The sequence below is a fragment of the Rhodoferax sp. AJA081-3 genome (assembly GCF_017798165.1).
Classification (GTDB): Bacteria; Pseudomonadota; Gammaproteobacteria; order Burkholderiales; family Burkholderiaceae_C; genus Allorhodoferax.
Map to the genome: position 1 here is coordinate 2,458,621 of NZ_CP059068.1, position 19,377 is coordinate 2,477,997.

Consider the following 19,377-nt stretch of genomic DNA (forward strand, 5'->3'; position numbering starts at 1 on the left):
GGGCCCCATGGGTGAGTTCGAACTGATACGCCGCTTCTTCACCCGGCCCACACCCCGCGCGGTGCTGGGCGTGGGGGACGACTGTGCGCTGCTGCAGCCAGGGCCCGGCATGCAACTGGCCATCTCTACCGACATGCTGGTGGCCGGCCGCCACTTTTTTGACAACACCGACCCGCGCCGCCTGGGCCACAAGGCACTGGCCGTCAACCTGAGCGACCTGGCCGCTTGTGGCGCCAAGCCGCTGGCGTTTACGCTGGCCCTGTCGCTGCCCACCGCCGATACCGACTGGCTGGAACCCTTTGCGGAGGGCCTGCTGGCGCTGGCCGATGCACACAGCTGCGAACTGGTGGGCGGTGACACCACGCAGGGTCCGCTGAACATTTGCATCACGGTGTTTGGCGAGGTGCCGGCCGGTCCACCCTTGCGCGCAGGCATGCCCGCCACGCAGGCCCTGCTGCGCGGTGGAGCCCAGGCTGGCGACGACATCTATGTGAGCGGCACACTGGGCGATGCGCGGCTTGCACTGGAAGCCTTGCAAGGCCATATTCAGTTGCCCACCGATCTAATGGCCGCAGCCCGTTTGCGACTGGAGCAGCCCACGCCGCGCGTGGCGTTGGGCCTGGCCCTGCGCGGCGTCGCCAGCGCAGCGGCCGATATCAGCGACGGGCTGCTGGGCGACCTGGGCCACATCCTGGAACGCTCGGGCGTAGGGGCTACGCTGGACACATCAATTGCTATTACTTTGATAGCTTCACAGGCATATTTCTCGGGGGCTAGAGGCCAATTTCACCAAAACCCTTCTGAACTGACGGCCTTGCAGTGTGTACTGGGCGGCGGAGACGACTACGAACTGGTGTTCTGCGCCGCACCCGCGCAACGCGCCGCCGTGTTGGCCGCAGCCCAGGCCAGCGCCACACCGGTCACCCGCGTGGGGCACATCGATGCCCAGCCGGGCCTGCGGCTGGTGGATGCACAGGGCGCACCCGTGGACCACCACTTTGCTTCCTTTGACCACTTCCGGTCCAACAAGGCCGCCAACACCACTGCACCATGAGCCGACTGGGCCACACCCGCGACAAGATATACAAAACCGTGGCCCGCCAGCTGCATGGCGTGGTGCCCTGCTGGGTCTGCGGCCTGCCCGTGGCCCCGGCAGACGCCACACTGGAGCACATCAAACCCCTGAGCGAGGGTGGCAACAGCCACCTGGAAAATCTGGCCATCAGCCATGCGGTATGCAACCACCAGCGCAGCCGGCCACAGATAATCCCAGCGGAACCACCGGAGCCCACACCATGACCGAGCCCAAGACCCACGGCCCCGACGCCGTTTTCCACATCAGCCGCACCGTCAACGGCCCGCAGGACGCGGTGTGGAAGGCCTACACCGAACAAGAGCCGCTGATGCAGTGGTTTGGCCCCAGCGGCTTCTCCATGCCAGTCAGCCACTTTGACCTGCGCCCCGGCGGCATCTTCCACTACTGCCTGCGCACACCCACCGGTTTTGAGATGTGGGGCAAGTGGACCTTTGTCACCATCGACGCACCCCACACCCTGTCCATGGTGGTGGCCTTCTCGGACGCCAACGCTGGCCTCACCCGCCACCCCATGTCGCCCGCCTGGCCGCTGCAAACCCTGTCGACCACCACCTTTGAAGCGGTAGAGGTCGACCAGACGCGCATCCACATCGCCTGGGAGCCCTACCAGTCCAATGCGGACGAGATAGCCGTCTTCACCGCTGGCCATGCCTCCATGGCCCAGGGCTGCAAAGCCAGTTTTGAACAACTGGACGCCTACCTGGCGCAGCTGCCCCGCATATGACCACCAGGCCCGACCCGCTTGCCGACCCGGTGACCGTGTTCCCGGTGGATAGCGGGCGCCCGCCACCCATCGCCCGGCCGACAGTGCGTTTTCTGCTGGCCCACCCCGCACACTGGATCGCACTGGGCTTTGGCTCCGGCCTGTCACGCATCGCACCCGGCACCGCGGGCACGTTGTGGGCCTGGGTGGCCTTTCTGGTTCTGGCGCCCTGGATGAACGACCTGCGCTGGGCCGTGCTGATTGGCATCAGCCTGCCACTGGGCTGGTGGGCCAGCACCGTCACCGCACGCCACATGGGTGTGCTGGACCCCGGCAGCATTGTGTGGGACGAGGTGGTGGCCTTCTGGCTGGTGTTGTGGCTGGTCATGCCCGCCGGGCTGGTGGGCCAGGTCATGGCCTTTGGCCTGTTCCGTTTTTTTGACGCGGTCAAACCCGGCCCCGTGGGCTGGGCCGACGCGCTGTACCACCACCTGGACCCCACCAGCGACCCTGGAGCCTGGCGCAAAGCGGGCTTTGGCATCATGCTGGACGACCTCGTGGCGGCGGGCTGCACGGTGCTGGTGATTGCCGTGTGGAGGTTTGCCACATGACCCCATCACCATCCAATTCGCTATCAAAAAAAGAGCTGACTATTGATATTTCACGGGGGCTAGTGGCCAATTTCCTTCTCAGCCATCAGTGGAAACTGGCCACCGCCGAAAGCTGCACCGGTGGCCTGATCGCCGCCTGCTGCACCGATGTGGCCGGCTCCAGCGACTGGTTTGACCGCGGTTTTGTAACCTACTCCAACGCCGCCAAGACCGAGATGTTGGGCGTGGACGCCGCGCTGATAACCGAGCACGGCGCCGTCAGCGAACCCGTGGCCCGCGCCATGGCCCAAGGCGCCCTGCAACACTCCGCCGCCCAGGTGGCCTTAGCCGTAACCGGTGTAGCCGGCCCGGGTGGCGGCAGCCCCGCCAAACCAGTGGGCACCGTCTGGCTGGGCTGGGCCACACCCGCCGGTGTGGTCACCGAACTGCACCACTTTGCCGGTGACCGAGCCCAGGTGCGTGCCGCCACCGTGCAGCACGCGCTCCAGCGTTTGTTGGAGCTACTGCAGGCCATAAAAACTTAGCCCCCACGTGTCCCCATGGGAAGGGCCCGCAGAGAAGCCAAAGGCGTCTGGGCGCCAGGGCGTTCTGCGCAGGTAAAAGGAGGAGCCCGCGCAGCGGGCGGGGGACACGGAGCAGAACGCCCTGGCGCCCAGACGCCGCCCCCCACCCGCACACAACCACACGTTAAGCCCGAATGAAATCCTGAAGCCGACGCCGCGGTGCAGGCTCCACCGCCGCCGCATACCCCACCCGCGCCCACATCTGCACCGTCTCACCCGGCGCCGTAGCACCGGCCAAGGTGTGGATATCGGCATAAGTCTGCTGTTGCTCCACATACTCCTGCAGCGCCTGGGACAGCGGGTGCATGGCCAGACCCTGGGCCGTGGCGGCCAACTGCGCACGGACATAGGCGCGGCCCGCGTTGACCTGGGTCACGCGGTCGTTGCCCGGCGTCACCAACCACCAGAAGCCGGGGGTGGACTCCAGCTTGGCGTCAAAAGCCTTGATCTGGCTGGTGGTGGCATACGAATCGGGCGCGGGCGCCTGGCTGCGGTCAAACAGGCCCAACCGGTCCATGGCCACCACCATGGGTGCGGTCAACGAAACGCCGTCGCGGTGGGTGGCAATTTCGGACTGCCCCACGCGCAGCACGTCAAACGACTCCATGATGGTGCGTGGCACCGTCAGCTCGATGCGCCAGGCATCCCGTGCGATGCGGCGGTGGGCTGCCAATACGGACGCGCCCTGCTCCACCCCGGCAAACCCCACACGCGCACCCTGCAACCCCACCGCCGCAGCACCAGCCATGGCGTCCCAGGCTGCAGCCGGCACCGGGCGGGCCAGGTCATAACTGTTGCGGTTGGTATGGCGGCGCAAGATCTGCGCAAACAACGGGTCTTTGGCGACACTGCTATCGGGTGTCAGCCGCACGGTAGCGACCGGGCGTGTATCCAGCGTGGCAGGGCCAAACCGGCCTTGGGGGAACAGCTCAATATCGGCTCGCAAACCCCGCTCACGGGCGGCTATGTCCAGCAGCTCCAGAAACGTGCCGTGGCTCATCATGATCTGGCGCGACAGCGGATCGGTCTGCGGCAGCAGGCGTTTCAGATCGCAGTACAGCGTGATCTGGCCGGGCGTGCCCAGGTCGGCCACCCAGGACTGCAGGTTGTGTGAGTGGGGCGCCAGGATGGCGTAGCCCAGCAGCCAGCGCCGCACGTCGGTAGCGGCGCCCACAACAGCGCCCGGGCCGGCCCAGGCTTCAATCGCCTCCGGCGGCATGGTTGGGGCACAGCCGGACAAACCGACCGTGCCCGCGGCTGCCATGGCAGACACCACACCACCACCGACCAGGCGTATGAAGTGCCGGCGTTGCAAGGGCTGGCCTCGGGTGGGGTTGGAAGAACCAATGGGGTTGGGTGGAAAGTGCATGGGGAAGTGCATGGAGGTGCTCCGGGATCAGTGGATGGGCTTGGGTTGTGCGGTTGGCTGCGCAGCAGGGCGCACAGCGCCCACCGGCGGGCCGGGAATCAACCCCAGATCGACCAGCGCGGCCTGTGTGGCCTGGGCCAGGGGCGTGTGCGGCTCGGGACCGATCAACGCGGTGAGTTTGTCATTGGCCAGTGCATGGGGGGTGAACCACAGGTAACGCATCTCCAGCAGCGCCGCCCAGCTGGCCACCAACAGCGCACCGATGCGGATGACGGGCCAGGGCAGTTGCGCCATCTTGAGCGCCGCACCGGGCTTGCCCCAGGCCTGGGCCTGGGCAATAGGGGCCAGCACATCCGACCACCGTTGGCCGGTGATGCGGTGGCCGGCAAAATGCAAGACCTCAAAGGCGGGCAACGCGGCGCGCCGCTGTGCCACGGCCACAAAGGCACGGGCCAGGTCCGGCAGGTAGGCCCAGGCCCGGGACACTTCGGGTGCACCGGGGTAGGTGAACAACCCTTTGCGGATGTTCTTGACCAGGACCGTATCAAACCAGGTGCCGCTGCCGCTGCCAAAAAAGTCGCCCGCACGGATGACGATGCTGGGTACTCCGCTGTGTTGCAAGCGCTGCTCCATGGCGATGCGGATCTGACCCTTGACCGTGCCCGCCGACTGGGGCGTGTTTTCACGCAGCACGGCTGGCATGCTGGCGCCAAAGTTGTAGACATTGCCTGGCACCATCAGCGTGGCACCCAGTGCACGGGTGATGGTGATGGCCGCGTCGATCATGGGCAGCACCTGGGTTTGCCAAGCCTTGTTGGTGTAAGCGGGGTTGAGGGCGTGCACCACCACGCTGGCGCCTTGCGCGGCCTGGGCCAAGGCATGGGAGTCGTACGGGTCTATGGCCAACCATTCGATGGACGACGGCTCGGTCGGGAGGACGGCCCCCGGACGGGTCTGCCCCAGTACACGCCAGCCGGCCTGGGCAAACGCACGGGCGACCGCCAGGCCAAAACGGCCGCGGGCGCCGAGTACCAGAACGGTGTTGGCGGTGTTGGGGATGTGCATGCTGCCTCCAGGTGTGGTTGATAGAGGCATTGTTAAAACTTTCAGCCATTCACACAATTGCATATATGCTTACAACAGCTATGCAATTGTGAACACCGCCATGCCACCCAACTTCGACTGGAGCCTGATCCGCTCCTTCCTCGCCGCACTGGACCAGGGCAGCCTGCTGGGCGCCGCGCGGGTACTCAAAACCAGCCAGCCCACACTGGGGCGCCACATTGCCGAACTGGAGAGCCAATTGGGCGTGGTGCTATTCGAGCGCACAGGGCGGGGCCTGGTGCCCACGGCCACGGCCTTGCAGCTGGCCGATGCGGCGCGCGAGATGGAAGCCGGTGCCCTGCAGCTGACCCGCACACTGACCGGCGCACAGGCCCAGACCATGGGCACGGTGCGCATCACCGCCAGCCAGCCTGTGGCCGCCCAATTGCTGCCACCGCTGCTGGCGCAGATGCGCCAGGCCCTGCCTGACATCCAGGTAGAGCTGGTGGCCAGCAACCAGGTGTCCAACCTGCTGCGCCGCGAGGCCGACATTGCCGTGCGTATGGTGCGCCCGGACCAGGGAACGCTGGTGGCCAAAAAAATTGGCAGTGTTGCCTTGGGCGCCTATGCACACCGCAGCTACTTGGCGCGGCGCAGCACCCTGCGCCAGCCCGGAGATTTGTTGCAGCATGACCTGATCGGCAGCGACACCGACCTCGCCATCCTGCAGGGTTTCCAGGCCATGGGTTATGCCGTGGGGCCCGAGGCTTTTGCCCTGCGCACCGACGATCTGGTGGTGCAATGGCAGGCGGTGCGCGCAGGCCTGGGTATCGGCTTTGTGGCTGACTACATGGCCCGCGCCGAGCCCGATGTGTTACCTGTATTGCGCGGCCAGTTGCCTATACCGCCCCTGCCCATGTGGCTGGCCGTGCACCGTGAAATCCGCACCAACGCCCGCATACGGGCGGTCTACGACTTTTTGGCAGACGGCCTGCCAGACCTCCTTTAGAAGGTTTCCCAATCATCATCCCCACCGGCAGGGGCAGGTTTACTCTGGGTCTTGGGTGCAGCCGCAGCGGCGGGTTTGGGGGCGGCGGGTTGAGGCGCGGTGGCTGCAGGCTTGCGGGCAGCGGCGGCACTGCTTGCTGCGATGGCACGGCGCTCTTCGCCCTTGAAGGGCTTGGCCTGGGCGGCGGGGGCACGCACGGCCGTGCGGGGCAGGCTGGGAGCCTGGCTTGTACTTGCTCCCAACTTGAAGAAGGCAACCGCCTGCACCAGCTCTTGTGCCTGGCCCTTCAGGGCACCGGCTGCCGCTGCCATTTCTTCGACCAGCGCGGCGTTTTGTTGTGTGGCCTGGTCCATTTGTGTGACGGCTTCACCCACCTGCGCCACGCCGCTGGCCTGTTCACTGCTGGCCGCGCTGATTTCACCCATGATGTCGGTCACGCGGCGGATGCTGTCGACCACTTCCGTCATGGTGGTGCCAGCCTGGTCCACCAGCGCGCTGCCGTGTTCGACGCGCTCCACACTGGCGTTGATCAATTGTTTGATTTCCTTGGCGGCCTCGGCGCTGCGGCCGGCCAGGCTGCGCACCTCGGAGGCCACCACCGCAAAACCACGGCCCTGTTCACCCGCACGGGCGGCTTCCACCGCAGCGTTCAAGGCCAGGATATTGGTCTGGAAGGCAATGCCGTCGATGACACTGATGATGTCGGCAATCCTGCGGCTGGATTCATTGATGCCCTTCATGGTCTCCACCACCTGCTCCACCACCTTGCCACCCTGAACCGCCACGCTGGAGGCGCTCTGCGCCAGCTGGTTGGCCTGACGGGCGCTGTCAGCGTTTTGTTTGACGGTGGAGCCCAGCTCTTCCATCGATGCAGCGGTTTCTTCCAGCGCACTGGCCTGCTGTTCGGTACGGGCAGAGAGGTCGTTGTTGCCCTGGGCAATCTCCGCACTGGCAGTGGCCACACCTTCGGACCCGGCGCGCACCGTGGTGACAATCTGGGCCAGATTGCCCTGCATGGTGCCCAGGCTGGCCATCAGGCTGGTGGTGTCACCGGCTTGCAGCACCACGTTGCGGGTGAAGTCACCCTGCGAAACGGCCTGCGCCAAGTCAGCAGCGACACCGGGTTCGCCCCCCAGCTCCTTGAGCAGGCTGCGGGTGATGAAGTAGCCCAGTGCAGCGGCTACCAGTAGGGCCAAGACCCCCAATACCAGCATCACGGTCCGTGCCTGGCGATAGGTTTCATCACCAACCTTGGCGACGGCATCCATGGCCTCGGTCTGGAAGGCTGCCAATTCGGTAAGCCCGGCCATATAACTGTCCAGCAGTGGACGCAATTCCTTGTGGAGATACGCCTTGGCTTCGTCCGCCTTGTCTGCGGTGATCATGGCGACCAGCGCATCCTGCGCGGCGACATATTTGCTACGCTGTTCTTTGACTTTGCTTAGGAGTTCCTTGCCCTTGGGCATCACGATCAGCTGCTCCAGCAACTCGACGTTCTTGGCTGCGATGGTGCGCGCCTGGGCAATGATTTCTGCCTGCTTTTGGCGATCTGCCGCATCGGATGCGAGCAACATATCGCGCACCGCGATGGATTGGTTGTTAGCCTGTATTTCAATGGTGTATGCCGCATCGATCTTGGGCACGCTGGTGTCTACCACCGTGCGCAAAACACCATCCACGCGCGCCACAGAGAGCAGGCCTACGCCCAAGATAACCAGCATCAGGGCGCAAACCAGACCAAAGCCAATGGTGAGTCTCAATCGTACCGACCAGGAAGAAATGCTCATTCGATCACTCCAAAAAAGGTTTGCAGTGCGGTGCTGCTTGAACGAACGCGCATCCCAACTTTGTCGCGTGTCTGGCATATCGTAACGTCGCTGCAAAACACAAGCAACGCCATACGCCAAGAACAACCCCCTATTTGGGGCCTAAGTTTTACGAGCGTTGATCTAGGTCACGCGCCGTGGCACTTCTTGTATTTTTTGCCACTGCCGCAGTGGCACGGGTCATTGCGGCCCGGCACATCCGCGCGGCGCAGGGTCTCCACGCGCGGGCCTATGCCGCGCCAGATCTCCCGCAGGTCATACACCGACCACACGGCATCGGCAAAGGCGTTGAGCCGGTCCGTGCTCATGGAGGGCGGGCCGTCATCACTGAAGGGGGACAGCTCGGGTTCACCCGCGTCGTCTTCGGTCAGGGCCACGATGGCCTGCAGGGCCACGTCGTGCCACTTGGCGGCCTTTTTGTCGCTGGGCTCGGCCCATTCGTCGGGCCAGGCCTCGACCGCAAACATAAAGCCCAGGGCCCAGACCTGACCGAAGGCTGGCAGGTCCTCGTCGGGCAGTTCCGCGCGTTCTTCGGGCGACAAGGCGGCCATGGCGCCGCGCACGTCCATCACCTCGGGGTGGTAGGCGTGGCTGTCTTCCAGGGATTCGATGGGCGTGTCCAGTGCGGTCTGGACTTCGGCCCAGCGCTGGTTCCAGATCTGCAGGAACTGTGCGCGTTGGGCGTCATCGGCAAAGGAGCCGCCCGCCTCGGGTGCAGCGTCACCTTCCTGCACCACCAAGGGCTCATCGTCACCACCCTCACCGATGGCCAGCAACACATCCAGGTACTCGGCCTGGGGGATGGGGCGGCGGCAGCAGATCAGCGCGGCCATGAAGCCTTCGCAAAACTCCCATTGCGGGGTTTCGTCGTAGCGGGTGCGCAGGTCGTCCAGGATGGCGTCTATGGTGTCAAACTGGTCGGCGGTGACGGCACCGGGCAGATCGCCGGGGGTTTCAGGGGTATCGGTGGGGGCGGGCGTAGGGTTCATAGGGGTAGCGGGTGTGTGTGTTGGTGCGCAACAAGGAAGGGGTTAACACCATTTTGCCTTGTTGCATTTGCCTGCTATTGTCGGGTGATGCTGCACTACCTCAACACGATTTTCCCCGTGCGTTACACGGCCATGGGCCTGAGCTGCTTCGGGCTCTTGCTCAGCATCTTCAGCCTGGTGGCCTTTGGGGTTGGCATACCGGCTTTCCTGCTGTTTGCAGCCCTGGTCGCCACGGGTGTCTACGACCTGCAGCAGACCAAACGATCCATCCTGCGCAACTACCCCATCATCGGCCACCTGCGCTTCACGATGGAGTTCATACGCCCGGAGATACGCCAGTACTTCATCGAGAGTGACACCGACGCCAACCCCTTCTCGCGTGCCCAGCGCTCCCTGGTCTACCAGCGGGCCAAGGGGGACCCGGACAAACGCCCGTTTGGTACCCAGCTGGATGTGCATGCCGAAGGGTATGAGTGGATCAACCATTCGCTGGCGCCCACCCGTCTCTCCACCCACGACTTTCGCATCACCATCGGCGCGGACCGCGCCCAGCCCTATAGCTGCAGTGTGTTCAACATTTCGGCCATGAGTTTTGGGGCCCTGAGCGCCAATGCCATCCAGGCGCTGAATGCGGGTGCCAAACGCGGTGGTTTTGCACACGATACGGGTGAAGGCTCCATCTCCGTCCACCACCGCACCCACGGGGGTGACCTGATCTGGGAGGTGGCCTCGGGCTACTTTGGCTGCCGCAACGACGACGGCACGTTCAATGCCGACAAGTTTGCCGTCAACGCCCGCGACCCGCAGGTGAAGATGATTGAAATCAAGCTCAGCCAGGGTGCCAAGCCGGGCCATGGCGGCGTGTTGCCCGGCGCCAAGGTAACGCCCGAGATTGCCGAGGCCCGGGGTGTGCCGGTGGGCGTGGATTGTGTTTCGCCCGCATCCCACAGCGCGTTTTCCACTCCGATTGAAATGATGGAGTTTGTGGAGCGCCTGCGCCAGTTGTCGGGTGGAAAACCCACGGGCATCAAGCTGTGCATTGGCCACCCCTGGGAGTGGTTTGCCATGGTCAAGGCCATGCTGGCCACCGGCATCGTGCCCGACTTCATCGTGGTGGATGGTGCCGAGGGTGGCACCGGTGCTGCCCCAGTCGAATTTACCGACCACGTGGGCTCACCGCTGCAGGAGGGTCTGCTGCTGGTGCACAACACGCTGCGCGGCGTGGGCCTGCGCGACAAGATCAAAATTGGCTGCGCCGGCAAGGTGGTCACCGCCTTTGACATAGCCCGCATGATGGCCCTGGGCGCCGACTGGTGCAACAGCGCGCGCGGCTTCATGTTCTCTTTGGGCTGCCTGCAAGCCCAGACCTGCCACACCGGCCACTGCCCCACCGGCGTGACGACACAAGACCCGGTGCGCCAGCAGGCCCTGGTGGTGCCCGACAAGGCCACCCGCGTCTACAACTTCCACCAGCAAACCCTGCATGCCCTGCAAGAGCTGGTGCAGGCCGCCGGGGTTAACCACCCCGCAGAGATCACGGCCCACCACATCGTGCGCCGCTCGGGCGACCACAAGGTGCAGTCACTGGCCCAGCTGATACTGACGCAGCTGCCCGACCGGGCGTTGCTGGAAAGTGATTTGCAGGCCCTGCCCATCATCTACCGCCAGACCTGGCCGCTGGCCGCACCACAAAGCTTTTTGCTGCAGAGTGAACCGCTGCAGGCGCTGCCGGCTTAAAGCCTCAGGACGCGGCAGGCACAGCGATTGCTACACTTTCAATAGCAATCTGCGTAGATGCACCGAAGGCTAGCAGCCGTTTTTTCATACAAAGCACGGCGTTGTCCTTGCTCAGCACCAGTGCCTTGTGGGCCACTGCCAGGTCGATGAACTTCTGGTCGTCCGGGTCTTTGCAGATGATGGGGGCCTTGGCCGCAACGTCTACCGTTTGGACGCGCGCATCAAATTGCGCCAGCACATCAGCCGCCTGCAATGTGTAAAAGGCCAGGCGCTTGGCGATCTTGGGGTAGGCCAGCACCCGCTCCAGCTCTTCGCGCATGGGGGCGGTGGCAATCCACTGCAGCGTGCCAGCCTCCAGCGCTTGCCGAAGGGGTTTGGCGGCAGGGTCGTTGAAGACAAAGGTGTCCAGGACGATGTTGGTGTCCAGGATGACGAAATGGGGGTCAGATTCCAATTTTTCATTCTCCGGCGGCTGCGAAGAAAAGGGGTCAGAGCACATGCCCGCTATGCGGCCAGTGATCCGACCCCATTTCTTCTTATTGACCCGGCCCCAATTTAACTTCCGGCTCTCCGCCCGGTGACTTCTTGTCTCGGGCCGTGCCTTTGATCATGTCGAACCTGAACATGCGGCACTCAATCGGCCCATTCCACATCGGCACGCGTCGGGATTCTTTCAGGCGCATCTTGCTGGGCAGCTTGAGGTCGGGCGTCAAAATCCAGCCGGTCCAGCCGCTGAAGTTTTTCTTCCAGTGGGTGGCGAGCTGACTGAAGAATTCACCGCCATCTTCGGTCACCGCCTCTTCGCGCGCGCCACTTTGCGCTTCGTAGTCCGGCAGCGGGGCATCGTTGCGGTCGCCGCGGTTCGGCGCGCCAGAGCGTCGGGCGCCCGCACCGCTGACACCGGCCACGGCGATACGATCTCCATACGGCGGGTTCAGCAGCAGCACGCCCGGTATGTCGGTAGGCGGCATACGTTGCAAGGCATCACCACCGCGGAATTCGATGACATCGGCCACACCGGCGCGTTCGGCATTACGCTGGGCAAAGTCCACCATGCGGTGGGCCACATCGCTGCCATAGATCAGGGCTTTCTGGCCCGGCTCGGGTTTGACCACTGCGGCGGCGGCATCGGCCTTGATCGCGTCCCACACGTGTTGCTGGAACGGTATGTATTTCTCAAACGCAAAACGGCGCAGGCTGCCCGGCGCAATATTGCAGGCGATCTGTGCAGCTTCGATGGCAATGGTGCCGCTGCCGCAGCAGGGGTCATACAGCGGCAACAGATCGTCGTCGCCATCGGCCCAGCCGCTGGCGGCAATCATGGCCGCGGCAAGGGTTTCTTTTAGTGGCGCCTCGCCCTTGTCCTCGCGCCAGCCGCGTTTGAACAGGGGTTCTCCCGAGGTGTCGATGTACAACGAACAGGTGTCGGTGGTCAGGTGGGCGTAGATGCGCACATCGGGCCACTGGGTGTTGACGTCCGGGCGCACGCCGTGGGCCTTGTCGCGGAAGCGGTCACACACGGCGTCCTTGATCTTGAGTCCGGCAAAGTTCAAAGAAGTCAAAGGACTGTGCTGCGCCGTCACCTCGACCTTGATGGACTGTTTGGGTGTGAACCAGATCTCCCACGCCACGTCACTGGCCGCACGGTACAGGTCTTGTTCGCTGCGGTATTCAGAGTAAGACAGTTGCACCAGTACCCGCTGCGCCAGACGGCTGTGCAGGTTCAGGCGCATGGCATCGCGCCACGAGGCCCGGGCCATGACACCACCGCGGCGAGTCAGCAGGTCTTCACCCATCAGGCCGGTCAGGTCGTGCACCTCGTGGGCCAACAGGTCTTCCACGCCGGCGGCGCAGGGGAGGAAAATTTGGAGTTGATTCATAGGGCCTTCCTCAGTGAAGCGGGAGCAATCTTCAGCCCCTCACGGTATTTGGCCACGGTGCGGCGGGCGCATTCAATGCCCTGCTCTTTGAGCATTTCGGAAATCTGGTTATCGCTCAAGGGCTTCTTGTCGCTCTCGGCGCTGATGAATTGCTTGATCAGCGCACGCACGGCGGTGCTGGACGCGTTGCCGCCAGACTCGGTGCCCAGGCCAGAGCCAAAGAAGTACTTCAGCTCAAAGGTGCCAAACGGCGTGGCCATGTATTTGGCGGTGGTGACGCGGCTGATGGTGGACTCGTGCAAACCCAGCTCATCCGCAATCTCACGCAGCACCAGTGGGCGCATGGCCATCTCGCCGTGGGAGAAGAAGCCCTTTTGTCGCTCCACAATGGCCGTGCTGACGCGCAGGATGGTGTCAAAGCGCTGCTGGATGTTCTTGATGAACCAGCGGGCCTCTTGCAGGCGCTGCTGCAGGCCGGCGTAACTGGCGCTGTCTTTGCCGCCACCGCGGTGGTTGCGCAGCACGTTGGCATAAATGTCGTGCACCCGCAGCTTGGGCATGACCTCGGGGTTGAGCATGACGCGGAACTGCGGGTTGATGCCATTGCGGGCCTTGCCTGCGGCCACCACCAACACGTCGGGCACCACAATATTGCGCTCCACGTCGATGAAGCGGCGCCCGGGTTTGGGCTCCAGCCGGGCGATCAGTGTGATGGCTTCGCGCGTTTGTGCATCGGTGCCACCACAGCGTTGGACCAGATTTTTGACATCGCGGCGGGCCAGCAAATCCATGGGCTGGCCGCAGATGCGCAAAGCCAGTGCCAACAGGCTGGCGTATTCGGGCTCGGGCGGGTTCAGCGCGTCGTCCAGTTGGGCGCGCAGCTGCAGGCGCAGGCATTCGCCTAGGTCGCGCGCGCCCACGCCTGCTGGCTCCAGGCTGTGCAGCAGACCCAAGGCCACCGTGAAGTGGTGCACCAGGTCTTCAACCTGTTCTTCGTCGTCACCGGCCAGGCTGCGGGCCAGGTCGGGCAAGGGGTCTTCCAAGTAGCCGTCGTCGTTCAGCGACTCGATCAGAAAGCGCAACGCGCTGGCGTCGGTCTCGCTCAGCCTGAGGCTCAGGGCCTGGCGGTGCAAAAAGGACTGCAAGGATTCCTGCGTGCGGGCCAACTCGGTGGCGTCGGTATCTTCGCCGTCGCCTAAGTTGTTGGCTTTGGCTTTGGCGTCCGTGCCCCATTCGCCATCGTCGGGCACCATCTCGGTGGTGCCGTCGCCGTCCCAGCTGGGCTCATCGTCACCGCTGCCCAGCGGCGTTGTCTCTTCGTCTTTTGTGCCGCTAGCCCCCGTGGAATCTGCATAGTCTGCTATGGAAGCAGGAGCAACCTCGGCTTCGCGCTCACCGGCGCTGACCGGTGTGTCGGCCTGGGCCAGGCCAAAGTCCTCGCGCACGGCCTCGTCCTGGGTCAGCTCCAGGAAGGGGTTCTCGTCCAGCATCTGCTCCACCTCCTGACTGAGTTCCAGCGTGGAGAGTTGCAAGAGGCGGATGGACTGCTGCAACTGGGGCGTGAGCGCCAGGTGCTGCGAAACGCGTAGAGAAAGGCCCTGCTTCATAGCAAATCAGACCGGTAGTCGGCGGGAACGGCAATTTGCTGCCGGGCCGCCCCAAGGCAAATTAGCCCCCTCGGGGGGCAGCGACCCGCGCAGCGGTGGAGCGTGGGGGCCATATCCATCACATTTTGAAATGTTCGCCGAGGTACACGCGGCGTACATCGGCGTTGGCCACGATCTCGGCGGGGGTGCCTTCGGCCAGCACCGTGCCATCACTGATGATGTAGGCGTGGTCACAAATGCCCAGGGTCTCGCGCACATTGTGGTCGGTGATCAACACCCCAATGTCACGCGACTTCAGGAAATTGATGATGCGCTGGATCTCGATCACGGCGATCGGGTCGATACCGGCAAAGGGCTCGTCCAGCAGAATAAACCGGGGCCGCGTGGCCAGCGCCCGGGCGATCTCCACCCGGCGGCGTTCGCCACCGGACAGGGCCAGGGCCGGGGATTCGCGCAGATGCTCCACCCGCAGGTCTTGCAGCAGGGCGGTCAGGCGGCGCTCGATTTCGGCACCATTCAGCGGCTTGCCAGCCTCGTCGTGCTGCAGTTCCAGCACGGCGCGCACGTTGTCTTCCACATTGAGTTTGCGGAAGATCGACGCTTCTTGTGGCAGATAACCCAGACCCAGGCGTGCGCGGCGGTGGATGGGCATGTGTTCGATGGAGTGGCCGTCGATGGTGATGTCGCCCGCACTGGCGCGCAGCAGGCCCACGATGATGTAAAACGACGTGGTCTTGCCCGCGCCATTGGGGCCCAGCAGGCCCACCACCTCGCCGGTGCGTACGGTCAGCGACACGTCTTTGACGACCTGGCGTTTGCCGTAAGACTTCTGGATATGGCTGACTTCCAGCCGCCCGACCGCGGTGTCGGGCACCGTCTCTACCGATTCACTCACTGGGGGTTACTCCCCAGGGTGGCAGAGGGGCGCAAGGTTGGGCCGGGTTGCACCGGTGTTTTGGCGGCCGGGGTGGCAGACGCCACCGCTTCCGGCTTGGGCGTCAACATGGCACGCACCCGGCCGCCCGGTGCTGGGGTCACGCCGGGGCTGGCGGCGGCCGTGCTGCTGCCGTCCACGCTGAATTTGTCGGTGAGGTTTTCATACACGATGACCGCGCCACTGATTTCATCGGCCAGCTCCGCACCGCGCAGGCGGCGCAACTGGGCCTTGCCGGTGAATTTGACGATGTCGGCGCTACCGTCGTAATCGATGCGTTCACTCTCGACCTCGATAAATTCGTCCACCGCGTCACGCTTCTGCCGGAAAAAAGCCGGTTTGTCGGGGGTGCCGGTGATGACGGCCAATTCAAAACCATCAGGGGTTTGGCGCACATCAATCTTGGCGGCACGAACGATGATGGTGCCCTTGGTCATCACAACGTTTCCTGAGAACACGCTGGTCTGCTTCACATCATCGATGCGCAAGCTGTCAGCTTCGAAAAACGTATCTTTCTTGCGGTCGGCCTTCTCCGCCCACGCAGGCAGGGCCAACGCCGCACACAGGGCCAACAGCAGCAGGAATAGGGGTGGTTTTTTCATAAAGGCACGGAACTTGCTCAGAGCGAGCTTGAACGATTGTACTGAGCCTGTTGCCAGCGCGTGCCATCCTGCGCCAAGCTTTTTAGAGCGCTTACATTTTGATAGCGAACTAGCTATATTTCACGGGGGCTAGAGGCAATTTTTGCGTACAAGAACAGGGCCAAGAAGCCCTGCCAGACACATCCAGACCACGGCATGCTTGTGGGTGCTGCACAACAGTCAGAGGCTGGCACCCCGTCCTAGAATGGTCCGACACAGCCGACCGGTCGGCGCTTCAACAGGAGACAGCCCATGTTTGAACCCGCAGAAATCGGCCACAGGGTCAGCAAAACCGCCTTCAAGGCCGCCGTGCCCGCCCTGCGCGCGGCGCTGCTGGAGGCGCAGGTGGACCTGCACGAGGGCAAAAAGATCCCGGTTGTGGTGCTGATCAGCGGCCAGGACGGCGCCGGCAAAGGCGAAACCATCAATGTGTTGTATGAGTGGATGGACGCGCGTTTTCTGTCCACACTGGCCTTCTCCCCGCCCACCGACGAGGAACGCGAGCGCCCACCCATGTGGCGCTACTGGCGCGCGCTGCCGCCCAAGGGGCGCGTCGGCATCTTCGCCGGCTCCTGGTATTCGGAGCCGATACGCCAGCGCATAGAGGACGAGATATCGCTGAAAGAGCTGGACGCCCAGGCCGACGAGATCAACCGGTTTGAGGCCATGCTGGTGGGCGAAGGTGCGCTGGTATTGAAGTTCTGGTTCCACCTGACGAAGGCTGGGCAGGTCAAACGCCTGAAAGCCCTGGAGAAAGACCCACACACCGCCTGGCGCGTGACGCAGTGGAACTGGGACCGGCTCAAGACCTATGACAAGTTACAGGACGTGGCGGGCCACCTGCTGCGCATGACCAACACACCCTGGGCGCCGTGGATGGTGATTGAAGGCACGGACGACCGCTACCGCGCGCTGACGGTGGGGCAGATGCTGCTGCAGGCCATGCAGAAAAAACTGGCCAGCAACGACGAGCAGGACGCACCCGTGGCGCCGCTGGTGCGGGTGGATACCGATGGCCGCACCGTGCTGTCGGCGATGGACTTGCACCGGCACCTGGATGACAAGGCCTATGCGGATGCCCTGGCCCATTGGCAGGCCCGGCTGGCAGAGCTGCTGCGCGACCCGCGTTTCCAGGGCCGGTCGTTGGTGTGTGCGTTTGAGGGCGCCGACGCGGCCGGCAAGGGTGGCGCCATTCGGCGCATCACCGCCGCGTTGGATGCCCGCCAGTACCAGGTGATACCGGTCGCCGCACCAACCGAGGAGGAGCGCGCACAGCCTTACCTGTGGCGCTTCTGGCGCCATGTGCCGCGCAAGGGCCGGGTGGCAATTTTTGACCGCACCTGGTATGGCCGTGTGCTGGTGGAGCGGGTGGAAGGTTTTTGCAGCGAGGCCGATTGGCTGCGTGCGTATGCCGAGATCAACGATTTTGAACACGAGCTGGCGGCGTCGGGCGCGATCGTCGTCAAGTTTTGGTTGCAGATCAGCCAGCAGGAGCAACTGAAGCGCTTCAAGGCGCGCGAGCAGATCGCCTTCAAACGTTTCAAGATCACCGAAGAAGATTGGCGCAACCGCAAGAAGTGGGATGCCTACCAGTTGGCCGTGTGCGACATGGTGGAGCGCACCAGCACCGGCAATGCGCCGTGGACGCTGGTGGAGGCCAATGACAAGAACTACGCCCGCATCAAGATTTTGCAGACGCTGTGTGAGCGGGTGGAGGCGGAGCTGGATGGGCGTGCAGCAGATGGCTCTCCGGCGCGGCCCAAGAAGGCCAAAAAGTCCAAAAGAAGAGACAAGCGCAAGTAGGCGTAGGAGTGGGAGTGTCAGAATTTCTGTGTGTGAGGCGGTTTCAGAAATCAGCTGATGGGTAAATTTTATTCAAACTAAGGCCCCTGCCAGGCCGCCGGAGGCCCCCCCCGGTAGAACCCTGAGTGGCAGGGTTCAGCTCCTTCATTTTGCACCCCCGTGAGTGGGCTGCGTGAACCTGTCGCCGTAGAGGATGGCAAACTGGTTCATGGCTGATTTCCAGTGGTTAGCCGCACGTCCCCAATCCTCGGTAATGTTGCGCAGTGCCAGCCAGATCAGCTTGGTGGCCGCATCGTCACTGGGGAAGTGTCCTCTGGACTTGATGATCTTGCGCAGTCTGGCATTTACGCTCTCAATGGCATTGGTCGTGTAGATCACACGGCGTACCTCGGGCGGGAACGCAAAGAAGGGAATCACTCTGTCCCAAGCCCTGCGCCAGGCTCCCACCACGGTGGGGAACTTCTGGCCCCAGGGACCTGCCTCAAATGCATCGAGTTCAGCCTGTGCTGCCTCTGCGCTCACCGCCGTGTAGATGGGTTTGATGGCCGCAGCCAGCGCCTTGCGATCCTTCCAACTGGCAAAGTCCAGGCTGTTGCGTATCAGGTGCACGATGCACGTTTGCAGTGTCGTGGCCGGGAACACCGCGCCCAGGGCCTCTGGCATGCCTTTGAGCCCGTCGGTGACGGCAATCAGGATATCCTGCACACCTCGGGTCTTCAAATCGTTGAACACTTTCATCCAGAATTTGGCCCCTTCGGTGTTCTCGACCCAGATCCCCAGGATGTCGCGGCTGCCATCGGCCAGCACGCCCAGGGCCAAGTACACGGCCTTGGAGCGCACCACCCCGTCCTCACGAATCTTGACGCGCAGCGCATCGAAGAACACCACCGGGTACATGGATTCCAATGGGCGGCTCTGCCAGGCTGTCACCTCGCTCATGACTTCGTCAGTCACGCGGCTGATGAGGTCGGGCGATACATCGACCGAGTACATCTCGCTCAAAAACGCCTGTATCTCGCGCACGGTCATGCCACGCGCGTACATGGCGATGATCTTGTCGTCAAAGCCGGTGAAACGGCGCTCGTGTTTGCCGATGAGTTGGGGTTCGAACGTGCCTTCCCGGTCGCGCGGGACGTCAATGCGCAGGGCTCCTGCATCGGTCAGTACCGTCTTAGCGCTTTTGCCGTTGCGGTGGTTTGCAGGCGCTCCCTCGGGTTTGGCCTTGCCCGGCGCGTAGCCCAGGTGATGGCTCATTTCTCCAGCCAGTGCCCGCTCCAGCACGGCCTTTTTGAACTGGTCAAACAGTCCCTGGACTTGACCGGCTGTCATGGGGCCGGTCACCAGTTGGTCCAGCAACTCGGCTGGGATTTGAAGTTGTGTTGCGTTGTCCGCCACCGTGGCGCTCTTTGTCTTGCTTGGCATTCATGCTCCTTGTTGACATGTTATGCCTCGCACACAAAATTTCTGACAGGCTCGTAGGAGTCAGGGCGTCGCAGCGTTCTGCTCCGTGTCCCCCGCCCGCTGCGCGGGCTCCTCCTTTTACCTGCACAGAACGCCGCGCCGCC

The 19,377-nt window shown here is 63.5% G+C and carries 18 protein-coding genes; 8 read left to right on the forward strand and 10 right to left on the reverse strand.

Annotated features, from left to right (window positions below):
* Positions 1 to 7 precede the first annotated feature (7 nt).
* Genes thiL through HZ993_RS11480 form a run of 5 tightly spaced genes read left to right on the forward strand, consistent with a single transcriptional unit; the run spans position 8 to position 2,934 of the window.
* Positions 8 to 1,054 (forward strand): thiamine-phosphate kinase, encoded by a 1,047-nt coding sequence (gene thiL, locus HZ993_RS11460; protein ID WP_209398035.1) that lies wholly within the window; start codon positions 8 to 10, stop codon positions 1,052 to 1,054.
* On the forward strand, positions 1,051 to 1,299 hold the full coding sequence (locus HZ993_RS11465) for an HNH endonuclease (protein ID WP_209398037.1): 249 nt from the start codon (positions 1,051 to 1,053) through the stop codon (positions 1,297 to 1,299). Before thiL ends, HZ993_RS11465 begins: the two co-directional genes overlap by 4 nt.
* Complete coding sequence (locus tag HZ993_RS11470) at positions 1,296 to 1,820, forward strand: SRPBCC domain-containing protein (RefSeq protein WP_209398039.1); 525 nt, start codon at positions 1,296 to 1,298, stop codon at positions 1,818 to 1,820. Before HZ993_RS11465 ends, HZ993_RS11470 begins: the two co-directional genes overlap by 4 nt.
* Complete coding sequence (locus tag HZ993_RS11475; protein ID WP_209398041.1) at positions 1,817 to 2,410, forward strand: phosphatidylglycerophosphatase A; 594 nt, start codon at positions 1,817 to 1,819, stop codon at positions 2,408 to 2,410. Before HZ993_RS11470 ends, HZ993_RS11475 begins: the two co-directional genes overlap by 4 nt.
* A complete protein-coding gene (locus HZ993_RS11480) occupies positions 2,407 to 2,934 on the forward strand; it encodes a CinA family protein (RefSeq protein ID WP_209398043.1) in 528 nt (175 codons plus the stop codon). The genes HZ993_RS11475 and HZ993_RS11480 overlap by 4 nt, the downstream gene beginning before the upstream one ends.
* A 163-nt stretch (positions 2,935 to 3,097) precedes the next feature.
* Here HZ993_RS11480 and HZ993_RS11485 read toward each other — a convergent pair whose 3' ends face one another.
* Together HZ993_RS11485 and HZ993_RS11490 are read right to left on the reverse strand one after the other, a co-directional pair.
* A complete protein-coding gene (locus tag HZ993_RS11485) occupies positions 3,098 to 4,354 on the reverse strand; it encodes a twin-arginine translocation pathway signal protein (RefSeq protein ID WP_245213912.1) in 1,257 nt (418 codons plus the stop codon).
* A 15-nt stretch (positions 4,355 to 4,369) separates the two neighbouring features.
* On the reverse strand, positions 4,370 to 5,407 hold the full coding sequence (locus tag HZ993_RS11490) for an NAD-dependent epimerase/dehydratase family protein (RefSeq protein ID WP_209398045.1): 1,038 nt from the start codon (positions 5,405 to 5,407) through the stop codon (positions 4,370 to 4,372).
* A 100-nt stretch (positions 5,408 to 5,507) separates the two neighbouring features.
* On the opposite strand from HZ993_RS11490, the gene HZ993_RS11495 reads away from it, so the two are divergent.
* Positions 5,508 to 6,395, forward strand: a complete 888-nt coding sequence (locus tag HZ993_RS11495; RefSeq protein WP_209398047.1) for a LysR family transcriptional regulator — start codon at positions 5,508 to 5,510, stop codon at positions 6,393 to 6,395.
* Here the strand turns inward: HZ993_RS11495 and HZ993_RS24865 are convergent.
* Together HZ993_RS24865 and HZ993_RS11505 are read right to left on the reverse strand one after the other, a co-directional pair.
* Entirely contained in the window at positions 6,392 to 8,182 is a 1,791-nt protein-coding gene (locus tag HZ993_RS24865; protein ID WP_209398049.1) for a methyl-accepting chemotaxis protein, read from the reverse strand. The two genes, HZ993_RS11495 and HZ993_RS24865, sit on opposite strands and share 4 nt — an antisense overlap.
* A gap of 167 nt (positions 8,183 to 8,349) precedes the next feature.
* Complete coding sequence (locus tag HZ993_RS11505; RefSeq protein ID WP_209398051.1) at positions 8,350 to 9,210, reverse strand: UPF0149 family protein; 861 nt, start codon at positions 9,208 to 9,210, stop codon at positions 8,350 to 8,352.
* An 87-nt stretch (positions 9,211 to 9,297) separates the two neighbouring features.
* Here HZ993_RS11505 and HZ993_RS11510 point away from each other — a divergent pair, with 87 nt between their 5' ends.
* A complete protein-coding gene (locus HZ993_RS11510; protein WP_209398053.1) occupies positions 9,298 to 10,947 on the forward strand; it encodes an FMN-binding glutamate synthase family protein in 1,650 nt (549 codons plus the stop codon).
* Positions 10,948 to 10,951: 4 nt separating this feature from the next.
* Here HZ993_RS11510 and HZ993_RS11515 read toward each other — a convergent pair whose 3' ends face one another.
* From HZ993_RS11515 to lptA, 5 genes are all read right to left on the reverse strand, one after another.
* Entirely contained in the window at positions 10,952 to 11,401 is a 450-nt protein-coding gene (locus tag HZ993_RS11515; RefSeq protein ID WP_245213913.1) for a putative toxin-antitoxin system toxin component, PIN family, read from the reverse strand.
* 82 nt (positions 11,402 to 11,483) lie between these two features.
* Positions 11,484 to 12,827, reverse strand: coding sequence for a class I SAM-dependent RNA methyltransferase (locus HZ993_RS11520; RefSeq protein ID WP_209398057.1), 1,344 nt, complete (start codon positions 12,825 to 12,827; stop codon positions 11,484 to 11,486).
* A complete protein-coding gene (rpoN, locus tag HZ993_RS11525; protein WP_209398059.1) occupies positions 12,824 to 14,434 on the reverse strand; it encodes an RNA polymerase factor sigma-54 in 1,611 nt (536 codons plus the stop codon). The genes HZ993_RS11520 and rpoN overlap by 4 nt, the downstream gene beginning before the upstream one ends.
* Positions 14,435 to 14,552: 118 nt before the next feature.
* A complete protein-coding gene (lptB, locus tag HZ993_RS11530; RefSeq protein ID WP_209398061.1) occupies positions 14,553 to 15,329 on the reverse strand; it encodes an LPS export ABC transporter ATP-binding protein in 777 nt (258 codons plus the stop codon).
* Complete coding sequence (lptA, locus tag HZ993_RS11535; protein WP_209398063.1) at positions 15,326 to 15,970, reverse strand: lipopolysaccharide transport periplasmic protein LptA; 645 nt, start codon at positions 15,968 to 15,970, stop codon at positions 15,326 to 15,328. Before lptA ends, lptB begins: the two co-directional genes overlap by 4 nt.
* A 291-nt stretch (positions 15,971 to 16,261) precedes the next feature.
* Here lptA and pap point away from each other — a divergent pair, with 291 nt between their 5' ends.
* A complete protein-coding gene (pap, locus tag HZ993_RS11540) occupies positions 16,262 to 17,812 on the forward strand; it encodes a polyphosphate:AMP phosphotransferase (RefSeq protein ID WP_209398065.1) in 1,551 nt (516 codons plus the stop codon).
* A gap of 144 nt (positions 17,813 to 17,956) precedes the next feature.
* On the opposite strand, the gene HZ993_RS11545 is transcribed toward pap, so the two are convergent.
* Positions 17,957 to 19,234, reverse strand: coding sequence for an IS256 family transposase (locus HZ993_RS11545; protein ID WP_209395225.1), 1,278 nt, complete (start codon positions 19,232 to 19,234; stop codon positions 17,957 to 17,959).
* Positions 19,235 to 19,377: the final 143 nt, after the last annotated feature.